Source organism: Clostridium hydrogeniformans DSM 21757 (assembly GCF_000686705.1).
Lineage (GTDB): Bacteria > Bacillota > Clostridia > Clostridiales > Clostridiaceae > Clostridium_Z > Clostridium_Z hydrogeniformans.
This window is the reverse complement of record NZ_KK366006.1, coordinates 80,429-94,524: the sequence shown is the minus strand read 5'-3', so window position 1 is coordinate 94,524 and position 14,096 is coordinate 80,429. Positions and strand designations below refer to the sequence as shown.

The following is a 14,096-nucleotide window of genomic DNA, read 5'->3' as shown; positions in this document are numbered from 1 at the left end:
GATTTAAATCAAGAGTGGATATTTTTTATTTAGGAAGATAATACTATTAATTAGTGGAGGTGAGGGAATGAAGTGTAGTAAAAGTAAGGGAAGAGCCATAAAAATTTTATTAGTTATTATGATTATATTTTTAAATATAACAATAATAAATGTAGAGGCTACAAATAGAAAGATAGGGGTTGTAGGAAACAACATAAAAGGAAAAACCAAAGTATTAGATATGTTTCTTAGTATACCTAATATAAGTGGGTTAGAGAATAAGGATAAGGAAAAAGCTATTAATGAAAACATAGAGAAGGAAGCCGTGGAATTTGGAAATAAAATAAAGTTATTATCAGAAGAAGAAAAGGAATATATAGGATATAATGAGGAAGCTAATGTTTATGAGGCATTAGTTAATTTTACTATACCTTATAATAATGGGGAGTTTTTAAGTTTACTTGTAGACCATTATTCTTATACTGGCGGGGCTCATGGCATAACATATAGAAAAAACTATAACATAGATGCTAAAACGGGAGATGTATTGAAATTAAAGGATATTTTTAAAGACAATTATGATTATGAAAAGATAATAAATAATATAATAAAAAAAGAAATAGGAAAAGATAAAGAAAGCTTTTTTCAAGACTCTTTTCATGGTATAAATGAAGATACAAATTTTTATATAGAGAAGGAGAATATGGTAGTGTATTTTCAACTATATGAAATTACACCATATGCTAGCGGGTTCCCAAAGTTTAAAATACCTTTAAAGGATGTGGAAAGTGGTATTAAACTCTCTTTAAAAAGTATTATTTAAATTTACTCCTTGAGGTGGTATCTCTTATATAAAGAGAATAAATAATAAAAAGCGATTTAGTTACACTCTATTAAAGAGGGGAATTTTAACTAAATTAATGGAAGCTTTCTTTAAGACTTAGTAAATTTGTTTATAATTTAATAGGATTTTAAATGATGAAAAAGTATTTATTAGGCTATATTATAAAATTAAGAAGGAATTTTAATAGATTTAGTAAATTAATAAAGTATATATAAATAATTAATATAGGAGATTATTTATGAGTGAGATAAAAGAAATTTTAAATAGTCAAAGAAAGTTTTTTAATGAGGGTAATACATTAAGTATTGATTTTAGAATTTCCATGCTAAAAAAACTTAGGGAAGTTCTAAAAAATAAGGAAGATGTAATATTAGAAGCTCTAAACAAAGATTTAGGTAAGTCAAAATTTGAGGCTTATGCTACAGAAATAGGAATAGTTCTTGAGGAGCTTAATCTTACAATAAGAAAATTAAAAGCTTGGGGTAAGCCAGAAAGAAAAAGAACCCCACTAATGCATTTTTTATCTTCAAGCTATGTTTATAAAGAGCCTTATGGTGTGATTCTTATAATGTCTCCATGGAATTATCCTTTCCAGCTTACTATGGCACCTTTAATTGGAGCTATATCTGCAGGTAATTGTGTTATGATTAAGCCATCAGCTTATTCAGTGGAAACAACTAAGGTTATATGCTCTATTATAAAAGAGATTTTTGATCCAAGATATGTAGAAGTAGTTAAACCCTTTGGAGGAAGAGAAGATATTTCTAAAATATTAGACGAAAAGTATGATTATATTTTCTTTACTGGTAGTGTTAATGTGGGGAAAATAGTTATGGAGAAGGCATCAAAACATTTAACTCCAATAACCTTAGAGCTAGGTGGAAAAAGTCCATGTATTGTGGACAAGGATGCGGATATAGACTTGGCGGCTAAAAGAATTGTATGGGGAAAATTTTTAAATGCAGGACAAACCTGTGTTGCCCCTGATTATCTTTTGGCTCATAAGGATATAAAACATAAACTTTTAGAAAAGATGCGTTATTATATAAAGAAATTTTATGGTGAAAACCCTAAAAATAATCCAGAGTATCCTAAAATAATAACTAATAAGCAGTGGAGTAGACTCACTGAATACTTAGGAGAAGGAGATATAATATGTGGAGGAGAGAGCTATGAAGTAGATAGATACATAGCTCCTACTATTATAGACAAAGTAACCTGGAACTTTAAAGTTATGAAGGATGAAATTTTTGGACCTATAATGCCAGTAATTGATTTTAATGATATAGAAGAGGTAATATCCTTATTAAAGGAAAAGCCAAAGCCTTTAGCCTTATATTATTTTTCAACATCAAAAGAAAGACAGAATAATATAATGAAAAGAACCACTTCAGGGGGAGGGTGTATAAATGATACAGTGATACATGTGGCATCTTCTAATATAACCTTTGGAGGGGTTGGAGAAAGTGGTATGGGAGCCTACCATGGAAAGGCAAGCTTTGAGACCTTTAGTCATTATAAGTCAATAATAAAAAAGAGTAATATTATTGATATAGATGTTAGATACCCACCATTTAAAAATAAAATTTCTTTATTAAAGAAGATTATGAAGTAGGAAATGTTTTAAATTTATTTTATTATTATTTTTATTAAGGGTAAGGTTTAAATTAAGTTGAATCACTTTATAGGGGGGAGAGTAATGGCAAAAATAGATGAAATATACAACGCATTAAGGGAATTAACCTTAAAAAATAAATCAGGAATTTCAGCAGTAGATTTAAGTGATTATTTAAACTTAGATAGGGCAAATGCAAGTAGATACTTAAATAAGTTATATAGTATGAATAAGGTAGAAAAAATAGAGGGAAGACCTGTACTATATAAAGCTTTCTTAGAGGAAGATAAAAAATTTAAGGATAAAATAGAATCCATTGATGAAGGAAATATTAAAACTAAGAATAATATAACTAAGGCATCTAACAGCTTAGACTTAATGGTTGGAGCAGGTCTTAGTCTTCAGGTGCCAATTCAACAAGCAAAAGCAGCTATATTATATCCTCCTAGAGGACTTCATACTCTTATTTTAGGAGAAACGGGAGTAGGAAAGTCTATGTTTGCAGAACTTATGTATAAATTTGCAAAAGAAGCTAATATGATAGAGGATAATGCGCCTTTTATAAGATTCAATTGTGCAGACTATGTAGATAATCCACAACTTGTCATGTCACAGATATTTGGAGTTAAAAAAGGTGCTTATACAGGAGCTGATAGTGATAGAATAGGGCTTTTAAAAAAGGCTCATGGAGGAATTTTATTTTTAGATGAGATTCATAGGTTAGCTCCTCAAGGGCAAGAGATGCTTTTTACTTATATAGATAAGGGAATGCTTAGGCCTATGGGAGAAACTGATAAAACAATTAAGGTAGAAGCTCAGATAATAGCAGCGACTACAGAAGAACCTAAGTCTTACTTACTTAAAACTTTTACAAGAAGAATACCAATGACAATAACACTTCCATCCTTGAGAGAAAGAAGTTTAAAGGAGAGGTATTACTTACTAGAAGAGTTTATAAAGTCAGAATCAAAGAGGCTTTCAAAAACTATTTATATAAATAAGAATGCTTTAATATCCTTTTTATTATACGATTGTTCTGGTAATATAGGTCAATTAAAAAGTGATATTCAATTGTCTTGTGCTAAAGCCTTTCTAAACTATAAAACTAATTCAAGGGATTATATTTTAATAGAGCAAGGGGATTTACATGCTGGAGTAAAGAAAGGGCTAATGAAGATCAAGGACTATAGGGAGGAAGTTGAAAATCTACTAAAAAATAAGGGGGATGTTCTTAGATTTTTCTATGCAGATGAAAAGTTTATACTTGAAACCATAGGAGATTCTCAAAACTATAATAATCAAGAACACTTTTATGATTACATAGAAAAGAAATTAGATTCTCTTAAAAGCCAAGGTATAGAGGAAAAAGAAATAAATGAGATTTTAAATATAGATATAGATGAATTCTTTAAAAATTATATAAAAGACTTACCTCAAAAGATTAGAAAAGAAGAGCTGTGTAAAATAGTAGACCCTAAAATAGTAGAGCTAGTAGAAAAACTATTAAAGCTTGGAGAAGAAAGACTTAATAGAGACTTTGATGAGAAGGTGTATTTTGGATTAGCCCTTCATCTTCAAGGAAGTATTGAGAGAATAAAACAGGGAAATAAGGTTTACCATCCTAAATTAAATGTAATAAGAGCCCAGTATTCAGAAGAATTTATGGTAGCTATGGAACTTGCAAGTATAATTGATAAGGAGTTTCATATAACAGTTCCTTTAGATGAAATAGGATATTTAACTATGTTCCTATCATCTAAGCCATATGATATAGATGTAAAAAAGACTGGGAAGGTATCTGTTTTAGTTATAATGCACGGTAATTCTACAGCTAGTAGTATGGTTAGTGTGGCTAACTCTTTAATAGATGAGGATTTTACAAAAGCCTTAGATATGCCCCTTAGTATGAAAGCAGAAGAGATGTATGAAGTTGTTAAATCAAAGGTACAAGAAATGTATCACGAAAAGGGAGTACTCTTACTGGTAGATATGGGTTCATTAACAAACTTTGGTGATATGATTTCAGAAGAAACTGGAATAGATGTTAAGACAGTAGATATGGTAAGTACTCCTGTGGTTTTAGAGGCTACTAGAAAGGCTCTTACAGGTAGGGATTTAAGTAGTATATATGAGTCTTGTGTAGAACTTTGTAGATACGGAATACAACTGTCTTATGAGAGAAGTAGCAATAAAAAGCTACTTATAATAACAGCATGCTTTACGGGTGAAGGTGCATCAGAAAGATTAAAACAAATAATAGAAGTACAAATAAATAAGAAAAGCCTTGTGGATATTATTCCATTAAACATATTAGATAGGGAAGACTTTATAAAACAGGTAGATAGATATGAGGAAGACTATAAAATAATATCGGTAGTTGGAACAGTAAATATAAGCATAGAAGGAGTTCCATTTATACCTGCACCAGAAATATTAACTGGAGAGGGTATAAGGGAGATAATAGACATTGTAAATAATGAAGAAAGATATATGAATATTAAAAATTCCCTAAGAAACCACATAAATGTTAGTGATATAGATGGGTTAGTAGAAGACATAATACATTGCATAAAAGAGGCAGAGGAAAGTCTTAACATAAATGTTAACAGTGAAACTATGTCAGGAATAATAATGCATATGTGCTTTATGGTAGATAGAATTAAAAAGGGAGAAAAGGAACCTGAATTTGTAGAGTTAAATAAATATAGGGCTGAACATAGTAAGAAGTTTATAATAATAAAACAAATTATAAAAAATATAGAAATAAGACATAATATAAATGTGGGAGAACATGACTTAGCTCATCTAGTAAGGATGCTTTTAGAAAATAATTAGTGTAACTGTGTAAAGTGATTGTAGTGTGTAAAAACTTCAAAAAATAGTGTGTAATGAAATGTTACACACTATTTTTTTCTTTATATAGTAAAAGGTTATGATGAAATGCTTTATTATAAAGGGTTTAGAGGAGGAAAGAAAATAAAATAAAAAAAGATATAAGTTTTAAAAGTTGGCATCACACTTGCTTTATATATAAGTGTAAACGATGAACAATATAAAACATAAAATAAGCAATTATATATTTTAGGAGGAATTATTATGAAAAGAATAATGTTAGTATGTAGTGCAGGAATGTCAACAAGTTTACTTGTTACAAAGATGAGAAAAGCAGCTGAAAGCAAAGGAATAGAAGTTAATATAAATGCAGTTTCAGAAGCTGAATTTAAAAATCACATAGATGAAGTAGATGTAGTTCTTCTTGGACCACAGGTAAGATTTATACTAGCAAAGGTTAAGGAACAAGTTCAAGGTAAGATACCAGTAGATGTAATAAACACTATGGATTATGGAATGATGAATGGAGAAAAGGTTTTAAATCATGCATTAACTTTACTAGGATAATATAGAATAATTATTAATTTATAAAATATAAATTTTTAAGTTTGTATATTAAAGAAATTTAATATAAATGAAATTATATTTAGGAGGGGTTTTTATGAATAAACTTATAGACTTCCTAGAAAAACATTTAGTGCCTATAGCATCTAAGTTTGGAAGTCAGAGACATCTAGTGGCAATACGTGATGGTTTCGTTGCAATTATGCCTTTAATTTTAATTGGATCCTTAGGAATAATGCTTAACCAATTCCAATTTCCAGGATACCAAGATCTAATGAAATCTATATTTGGAGCAGCTGCAGATGGATCACCTTATTTCCATAGCTTCGGAGGAACTTTATGGAATGGAACCTTTGGGGTAATGTCATTAGTTCTATGTATAGCACTAAGCTATAACTTAGCAAAATCATATAATTCAGATTCTTTAGCAGCAGCACTTATATCTTTCGCTTCATTAATAATAGTATATGAAAATGCTACATTCTTTAGTTTTGCAGGAACAACTGGATTATTCGTTGCAATATTAGTAGCTATAGTATCAACTGAATTATTTGTAAAATTACTTGGAAATAAGAAGCTGGTTATAAAGATGCCAGATTCAGTGCCACCAGCAGTATCTAGATCCTTTGCATCGCTTTTACCAGCAGTTATAGTAATAAGTTTATTTGCTATATTAAAGTGTGTATTAGTTACAGTAGGAAGACCAAGTCTTCACCAAGTTGTATATGATGTTATACAAGCACCATTACAAGGATTAGCTCAAGGTCTTGGATCAGCAATAATAGTTGCTTTAATAATTCACGTATTATGGTTCTTTGGATTACATGGACCAAACATCATTTTACCTATAACTTCAGCTTTATATACTCCAGCTATGGAAGAAAACATGAAGCTTGTTCAAGCAGGTGGAAATGCTACAAATATAATCACAAGTTCTTTCTTTGATAACTTTGTATATCTTGGGGGATCAGGAGCAACATTAGGATTATTAATTGCTATATTCATAGCTTCAAGAAGAAGAAAGTCTGCTTTAATGGAGCAGTATGGAGCAGTATCTAAGGTTGCATTTGGCCCTGGATTATTCAATATAAATGAACCGGTAGTATTTGGTATGCCAATAGTTTTAAACGTAAGACTATTAATACCATTCTTAATAACACCAATCATATTAGTGTTAACAACTTATTTTGCAATGTCTAGTGGATTAGTTCCATTAACTTATATTCAAACACACTGGACAATACCACCAATAATAGGAGGAGCGTTAGCTACTAACTCCATAGCAGGTGGAATATTAGCAGCAGTTAACCTTTTAATATCAATAGTAATCTACCTACCATTTGCATTTATGGGACACGATGAAAAGGTTACAGCTGATGGAAGTGTTTCAAGGTAGAAAAAAGAGGAAATAACTCAATCATAGTAGAATATATAGGAAATATACAGAAACAGAAGTAAAGGAGTGTTAGAGCATGGAAGAGGTAATATTTCAACTAATAATGCATAGTGGTGATGCTAGAAGTAGTGCTATGGAAGCTATTCAAAGTGCTAAGGCAGGAGATATAGAAAAAGCAAGGACACTTTTAGAGGAAGCCAATGAAAAGCTAGCTCTTGCTCATAATGGGCAAACTACTTTAATCCAAGGAGAAGCTAGTGGTCAGAAAGCAGAATTTTCACTACTATTAGTTCATGCTCAAGATCATTTAATGACTACTATAACATTAAAGGACCTAGCAGGGGAAATAGTAGACATATATGAAAGATTAAATTAATAAAATTAAATAAATCCTGATGAGGTTTCTCATCAGGGTTTATTTTTAAGGAGGAATAAAGCCATGAAAAGATTAGGAATATCAATTTATCCAAGTAATGGAAGCTTAGCGGAGATTAAAAACTACATAGAGCTTGCAGCAAAATATGGCTTTAAGAGAATATTTACATGTTTAATTTCTCAAGAAGATAGAGATATAGAAAAGGTCATAGAAGAGTTTAGGGAAATAGTTTCTGTTGCTAATAAAAAGAACATGGAAGTTATTGCAGATGTTGAACCAAGTATATTTAAAAAGTTTGGGGCAGACTATAAGGATTTAAAATTCTTTTATGATTTAGGACTAAAAGGTATAAGGTTAGATAGTGGATTTAGCGGCATTGAAGAGTCTATAATGACTTATAATACTTATGGACTTAAGATAGAACTTAATATAAGTAATGGAACAAAGTATGCTGACAATATATTATCTTATAAGGCAAATGTAGAGAATATTTGGGGATGTCATAACTTTTATCCTCATGTCTATACAGGACTTTCCTATGAGCATTTTATAAAATCTTCAAAGCAATTTAAGGAACTAGGAATAAAGACTGCAGCATTTGTAAATGCTCCATCAGCAGAATTTGGACCATGGCCAGTTAGTGAAGGATTATGTACTTTAGAGAGTCATAGAGATCTTCCTATTGCAGTTCAAGGAAAACACTTATTTGCTACGGATTTAATAGATGATGTAATAATAGCTAATATGTTTGCATCTGAAGAGGAGCTTAAAGCTCTTAGTGAATTAAATAAGGATATGCTTAAATTTGAAGTGGAATTTGTAGACGGGGTACCAGAGCTTCAAAAGAAAATAGCTCTAGAAGAATTCCATTTCAACAGGGGAGATGTATCAGAATACATGGTTCGTTCCACTCAAAGTAGGGTTAAATATAAAGGACATGAGTTTAAAGTTTTTAACACAAGGGATATAAAAAGAGGAGATATCCTTGTGGAATCAGATCTTTATACTAGATATGCAGGAGAGCTTCAAGTAGCTTTAAAGGATATGAAGAACTCTGGAAAAACTAATGTTATAGGAAGCATAGTAGAAGAGGAAATATTTTTATTAGATTATTTAGAACCATGGGGTAAATTTGGGTTTATTAATAAAAAGTAATGTGTATTTGGGGTTATAAATAGAAGGTAAGTTATATTTATATTTATTATTTAGTGATGTGATAATGCATATTAAGATCCCTTTAGCTTAAAGTGAAGTTTAACAGAGGAAAAGTAGTCTTATAATATATTCTTACTCCCTACCTGTAAGGGTTAAGGAGTAGAATATATTATATAGAACATTAAGTTTATAATTTAATTTATACATCTAATTGAAATGCTATAAATTAAAGAAGTTTTTAATGAACAAATTAAGGGGTTATATTAAAAACTTGTGATAGTATGGTAAAGTAATAAAAAAAGTAGAAATAATACTTTTATTAAATGTATTATCTCTACTTTTTTATTTATCCTAAAGCTACATCAAGAACCATCATAATAGTAAATCCTATTAAGGTAGCTAGAGTAGCAAGATCAGTATTACCTTCAGCTTGAGATTCAGGAATTAGTTCCTCAACTACTACGTATATCATAGCACCTGCTGCAAAGCTTAAGGCGTAAGGTAACATTCTTTCTATATGAACAACTGCTGCCGCACCTATTACAGCTGCAATAGGTTCCACTATACCAGAAGCTTGACCATACATAAAGCTTTTAAACCTAGAATGACCTTCCCTTCTTAATGGTATTGATACAGCAGCTCCTTCAGGAAAGTTTTGAAGTCCTATCCCAAGGGCCAGAGCCACAGCACCAGCAAATGAAGCTGCTTCTAAGTTAGCTCCTAGGGCACCAAAGGCAACTCCTACAGCTAGACCCTCTGGTATATTATGAAGGGTTATAGCAAGAACTAAAAGAACACTTCTTTGCCAGCTAGTTTTTATACCTTCTGCTTCACTGGTATCTAAACCAAGATGAAGATGAGGAAGAATTTTATCTACTGCAAATAGGAATAATCCACCAAGTAAGAAACCTACTGCGGCCGGAATCCAAGCCTTTCCACCAGCTGCTTCTTCCATTTCTATAGCTGGGGCAAGTAAGGACCAGAAACTAGCAGCAATCATAACTCCTGCAGCAAATCCTAACATCCCATCTAATACTTTTCTATTTATAGTTTTAAAAAAGAAAACTAAAGCCGCCCCAAGAGCTGTGACTCCCCAAGTAAATAAAGCTGCAACTAGAGCTTGGAGTACTGGGCTTAAGTTTTTAAAGTAATCCAACATAAATTTCAACTCCTAACGAATAATAATTACTTATTAATAACAATATATTATCACAATGATTATAAAATATCCATATTATTTTATACAATGAATAATATGGTGGTGAGTAAAATAAGTTATAAACTGTTATGGATAAAATAGATACTGTGCTAAGTGGGAATAAAATTTCTGTATTTATTGATATAATATATTTATATAAATTAAAGTATATTATTGCTTATAAAACTTTAAAAATATAACTAAAAATTTTATTGATATAAATACACTAGTTATCTTTTACTCTTTATTATTAAAACATTCCTAAAATAAGAGTAGTTTAGGTAGAGGGTTTTATTCAAATCAGATTGTAAATTAATTAGTTTCAAGACTCTATATTTCTTATCTTAAAGATTAAGGTGTCTAGAAGATTAGAAGTATAAGTTTTATAAATAAATTAAAAGAATAAAAGGGGGCTATTACATGGAAAAGTTAAATATGACATGGAGCTTAAATGAGCTTTATACTGGATTTGATTCTAAGGAATACAAATCTCATATGGAAGAGGTAGTTCATATTATTAATAATATGAAGGAATTTGGGGAGAAGTTTTTAACTAATGTGGATAATTCAGTGGAAAAAATAGAAGCCTTTTTAAGATATAAAAAGGACTTTTCAAATATTATGGGAAGACTTTATGCTTTTTCTAGTCTTAGCATTTCGGCTAATTCTAAGGATAATATAGCTAAAAAAGAAATGGATAAAATAGATAAACTACAGATAGAAGTTACGACTTTAAATGTACAATTTACAAAATGGATTAATACCTTAGAAGATTTAGATAAGATTTTAGAGGAAAATGAAGAGTTTAAAGAGTATATCTTTATACTTAAGGAAATAAGAAACAATGGAAGGTATATTTTAAGTGAGGAAGAAGAACTATTAATTGCGAATATGTCCTTAACAGGTGGAAGTGCATGGAGCGACCTTAGAAATAATATTACAGCCAATCACATGGTAGATGTTAATATAGATGATAAGATTCAAAGAAAGAGCATAAATGAAGTTAAAAATATGGCATTTAGTTATGATAAAAATCTTAGGAAAGAAGCTCATGAAGGAGAGGAAAAAAGCAATGAAGGAATAGAAGAAGTCATAGCTTCCTGTCTTAATGGTATTAAAGGAGAAGCCATAACTTTATGTAATATTAGAGGATATGATTCACCTCTTCAGAAAACCTTGATAGATTCAAGGATGGATGAAAAAATATTAGATAATATGCTAGAGGTTATGAGAGATGGATTAAAACATTTTGAAAAATATTTTTTAAAGAAAGCAGAACTTTTAGGATATGAAGGAAAACTACCTTATTATGAGAGAATGGCACCTATAGGAGAAAGTAAAAAAGAATATAGCTATGAGGAAGCCATGGAGTTTATAGTTAAACACTTCAATTCTTTTTCAAAGGATATGGGAGACTTAGCTTATAGAGCTTTTTCAAATAGGTGGATAGACTCAGAGGTTAGGGAAGGAAAAAGAGGGGGAGCATTTTGTTCTAACCTACATTGTATAAAGGAGAGTAGGATATTATCTTCATATAATGGAAGCTTGAAAAATGTATGTACTCTAGCTCATGAACTAGGGCATGCATATCATGGACATGTTTTAGGAAGTGAAAGTGTTTTAAATACAAGATATCCTATGCCTTTAGCTGAAACTGCATCTATATTCTGTGAAACATTAGTTAGAAATGCTGCTTTAAAAGAAGCAAGTAAAGAGGAGGCAATGGCTATATTAGATGCTGAACTTGTAAATTCTAGTATGGTTATAGTAGATATATATTCAAGATTTTTATTTGAGAAAGAAGTTTTTGAAAGAAGAAAACAAGGAAAGCTTTCTTCAAAGGAGATAAATGAGATAATGTTATGGGCAGAAAAAGAAGCCTACGGTGATGCAATAGATGAGAGTACTTTGGATAAGTATGCTTGGATTCATAAGCCTCATTACTATTTCACAGAAAGACATTTTTATAACTTCCCTTATGCCTTTGGACTTCTATTTTCTAAAGGATTATATAATATGTATCTTAAAGAAGGAGAAGTGTTTATAGATAAGTATAACTCCTTATTAAGATTAACAGGAAAAGCATCTATTTATGATGTGGCTAAATTTATAGGTATAGATCTTTATAATAAGGATTTCTTTAAAGAATCCTTAGATATAATAATAGAGGATATAAATAAGTTTTTAGAACTTTAAAATAATCTTAATAAAATAAAAAGAAACCTTTTGGGTTTCTTTTTATTTTATTTGAATTAATTACTAGAGTCTATAAAATATGTATGAATCTATAGATAAAGGAAGAGGAATAAAGCAAAATATAGAATTAGTTTTTTAAAATCTATATGAATACATAAATAAGATTATAAAGTTAGAGTGAGGATTTAGGATAAGCTTTTTAATACATATGAATCTATAAAGTAAGAAAAAATTTTTATAATTTAATATATAAATCATAACTTTGCACCATAAATATTATCCTATTATACTTATAAATTTTAGTTAAAATATGTATAAAAATGCAAATGGATTCATATCTAATTATCTATATTAGTTAATAATAAATGTAGTAAAATGGAGTAAAACATGCAAAAAGTATAGTATTTCTAAACTAAGTTATATTAATCGTGGATATTAAATAAAATTAATAAAAAATAAAGAAAAACAACAAAAAAGTTATTGAAATTACTATTTGTATAATATATAATTCATCTGTATAAATAATCAGTAATAAATAATTTGTTTTGAGAGGAAGGATGGGATATGTCAAGGGAATTAACAGAAAAGCTAGGTCTTAAAGAAGGGATATCATTTGTTGTAGGAATGGTTATAGGTTCTGGAGTATTTTTTAAGGCATCAGCAGTGTTTAAGTCTTCAGGAACAATTAAAATGGGAATACTAGCTTGGATTTTAGGTGGAATAATAACTATTTGTGCAGGACTTACTATAGCGGAAATAGCATCAGCTATTCCTAAAACAGGAGGGTTATTTGTATATTTGAAAGAAATATACGGAGAAAAAGTTGGATTTTTATTTGGATGGGTACAAGTTACAATAGCCTCTCCAGGAACTGTAGCAGCAGGCGCAATTATTTTGATAGATCAATTGGCAAGTTTATTGCCTATAAATAGAACTTATATTAAGATTTTTTCAGTAAGTCTTATATTCTTTTTAGCATTAATAAATATATTTGCTTCAAAGGCTGTAGGAAAGATGCAAATTTTAGTGACTATTGGAAAACTAATACCTCTATTTCTTATAATAGGTTTTGCTCTTTTAAGAGGTAAGACAGAAGTATCATCAATGTCTGTAGTGACCTTTAATGCCTCTGGATTTGGAAGTGCTCTTCTTGCAACACTTTGGGCATACGATGGATGGATAGGTGTAGCTACCTTATCAGGAGAAATCAAAGAGCCTAGAAAAAATGTACCAAGGTCAATATTTATAGGATTAACCATAGTTATAGTGGTTTATGTTCTGTTTAGTTACTCTTTATCAAGGGTATTACCTTTTAATGTATTGGCCATGTCAGATAAAGTAGCTGAGGATGGAGCAAGAGTATTATTTGGGGACATAGCATCAGACTTTATATCTATTGGAATATTAATATCAGTTTTTGGAGCGCTAAATGGGGAATATATGGCAGGATCTAGAATGCCTTATGCCATGGCTGATAATAAATTATTCCCATTTAAAGATAAGCTTACAAAGTTATATGGAAAAGATGTTATACCTGTTTACTCTCTTTTAGTGTCTAGCACCATAGGGATAGCTTATATAATAACAGGTTCTTTTGAAATGTTAACAGAACTTGTAATATTTTCTCTTTGGATATTCTTTTTACTAGGAGTCTTTGGAGTGTTTATATTAAGGAGGAAACATCCAGAAATGCAAGGAAGCTATAAAGTACCTTTATATCCAGTAGTACCTTTAATAGGGCTTATTGGAGGAGGATTTGTTTTAATAAATACTGTGGTAACAAGTCCAGTTAATGCACTTACTAGTGTTATTATAACTTTACTTGGACTACCTGTTTATTATCTAGTTAAGAAAAAAGATAGGGCGTTAGAAGGGGAAAATAATTTAAGTATTAATTAATCCTTACGATTATGTAAGGTTAAAAAAATATTTTGTAATATA

10 protein-coding genes are annotated in these 14,096 nt (G+C 30.1%); 9 read left to right on the top strand and 1 reads right to left on the bottom strand.

The window, feature by feature from the left end; all coding sequences use genetic code 11:
* Positions 1-67: 67 nt before the first annotated feature.
* The 7 genes from BR69_RS20905 to BR69_RS0119075 all read left to right on the top strand — a co-directional run bounded on the left by BR69_RS20905 (position 68) and on the right by BR69_RS0119075 (position 8,761).
* Positions 68-802 carry a DUF3298 and DUF4163 domain-containing protein gene (locus BR69_RS20905; RefSeq protein ID WP_051623699.1) on the top strand — a complete coding sequence of 245 codons (735 nt, stop codon included), beginning with the start codon at positions 68-70 and terminating at the stop codon, positions 800-802.
* 259 nt (positions 803-1,061) lie between these two features.
* The gene (locus BR69_RS0119100; protein ID WP_027634633.1) at positions 1,062-2,438 is read left to right on the top strand and encodes an aldehyde dehydrogenase; all 1,377 of its coding nucleotides are present in this window, start codon (positions 1,062-1,064) and stop codon (positions 2,436-2,438) included.
* A gap of 84 nt (positions 2,439-2,522) precedes the next feature.
* Complete coding sequence (locus BR69_RS0119095) at positions 2,523-5,273, top strand: sigma-54-dependent transcriptional regulator (RefSeq protein WP_027634632.1); 2,751 nt, start codon at positions 2,523-2,525, stop codon at positions 5,271-5,273.
* 261 nt (positions 5,274-5,534) lie between these two features.
* Positions 5,535-5,837: a PTS sugar transporter subunit IIB gene (locus tag BR69_RS0119090; protein ID WP_027634631.1), complete on the top strand. Its 303-nt coding sequence runs from the start codon at positions 5,535-5,537 to the stop codon at positions 5,835-5,837.
* 94 nt (positions 5,838-5,931) lie between these two features.
* A complete protein-coding gene (locus BR69_RS0119085; RefSeq protein WP_027634630.1) occupies positions 5,932-7,230 on the top strand; it encodes a PTS sugar transporter subunit IIC in 1,299 nt (432 codons plus the stop codon).
* Positions 7,231-7,306: 76 nt separating this feature from the next.
* Complete coding sequence (locus BR69_RS0119080; protein ID WP_027634629.1) at positions 7,307-7,606, top strand: PTS sugar transporter subunit IIA; 300 nt, start codon at positions 7,307-7,309, stop codon at positions 7,604-7,606.
* Between the two features lie 63 nt (positions 7,607-7,669).
* Positions 7,670-8,761 carry a DUF871 domain-containing protein gene (locus BR69_RS0119075; RefSeq protein WP_027634628.1) on the top strand — a complete coding sequence of 364 codons (1,092 nt, stop codon included), beginning with the start codon at positions 7,670-7,672 and terminating at the stop codon, positions 8,759-8,761.
* 346 nt (positions 8,762-9,107) lie between these two features.
* Here the strand turns inward: BR69_RS0119075 and BR69_RS0119070 are convergent, their stop codons facing one another.
* Positions 9,108-9,917 (bottom strand): ZIP family metal transporter, encoded by an 810-nt coding sequence (locus BR69_RS0119070; RefSeq protein WP_027634627.1) that lies wholly within the window; start codon positions 9,915-9,917, stop codon positions 9,108-9,110.
* A gap of 462 nt (positions 9,918-10,379) precedes the next feature.
* On the opposite strand from BR69_RS0119070, the gene BR69_RS0119060 reads away from it, so the two are divergent.
* A complete protein-coding gene (locus BR69_RS0119060; RefSeq protein WP_084315581.1) occupies positions 10,380-12,155 on the top strand; it encodes a M3 family oligoendopeptidase in 1,776 nt (591 codons plus the stop codon).
* Positions 12,156-12,719: 564 nt separating this feature from the next.
* The gene (locus tag BR69_RS20900) at positions 12,720-14,054 is read left to right on the top strand and encodes an APC family permease (RefSeq protein ID WP_051623698.1); all 1,335 of its coding nucleotides are present in this window, start codon (positions 12,720-12,722) and stop codon (positions 14,052-14,054) included.
* Positions 14,055-14,096 lie beyond the last annotated feature (42 nt).

Excerpts from the sequence above, each read along its gene's own strand:
- BR69_RS0119090 (WP_027634631.1), top strand. The coding sequence starts at position 5,535 with ATGAAAAGAATAATGTTAGTATGTAGTGCAGGAATGTCAACAAGTTTA.
- BR69_RS0119100 (WP_027634633.1), top strand. The coding sequence starts at position 1,062 with ATGAGTGAGATAAAAGAAATTTTAAATAGTCAAAGAAAGTTTTTTAAT.
- BR69_RS0119075 (WP_027634628.1), top strand. The coding sequence starts at position 7,670 with ATGAAAAGATTAGGAATATCAATTTATCCAAGTAATGGAAGCTTAGCG.
- BR69_RS20905 (WP_051623699.1), top strand. The coding sequence starts at position 68 with ATGAAGTGTAGTAAAAGTAAGGGAAGAGCCATAAAAATTTTATTAGTT.
- BR69_RS0119080 (WP_027634629.1), top strand. The coding sequence starts at position 7,307 with ATGGAAGAGGTAATATTTCAACTAATAATGCATAGTGGTGATGCTAGA.
- BR69_RS0119060 (WP_084315581.1), top strand. The coding sequence starts at position 10,380 with ATGGAAAAGTTAAATATGACATGGAGCTTAAATGAGCTTTATACTGGA.
- BR69_RS20900 (WP_051623698.1), top strand. The coding sequence starts at position 12,720 with ATGTCAAGGGAATTAACAGAAAAGCTAGGTCTTAAAGAAGGGATATCA.
- BR69_RS0119085 (WP_027634630.1), top strand. The coding sequence starts at position 5,932 with ATGAATAAACTTATAGACTTCCTAGAAAAACATTTAGTGCCTATAGCA.
- BR69_RS0119095 (WP_027634632.1), top strand. The coding sequence starts at position 2,523 with ATGGCAAAAATAGATGAAATATACAACGCATTAAGGGAATTAACCTTA.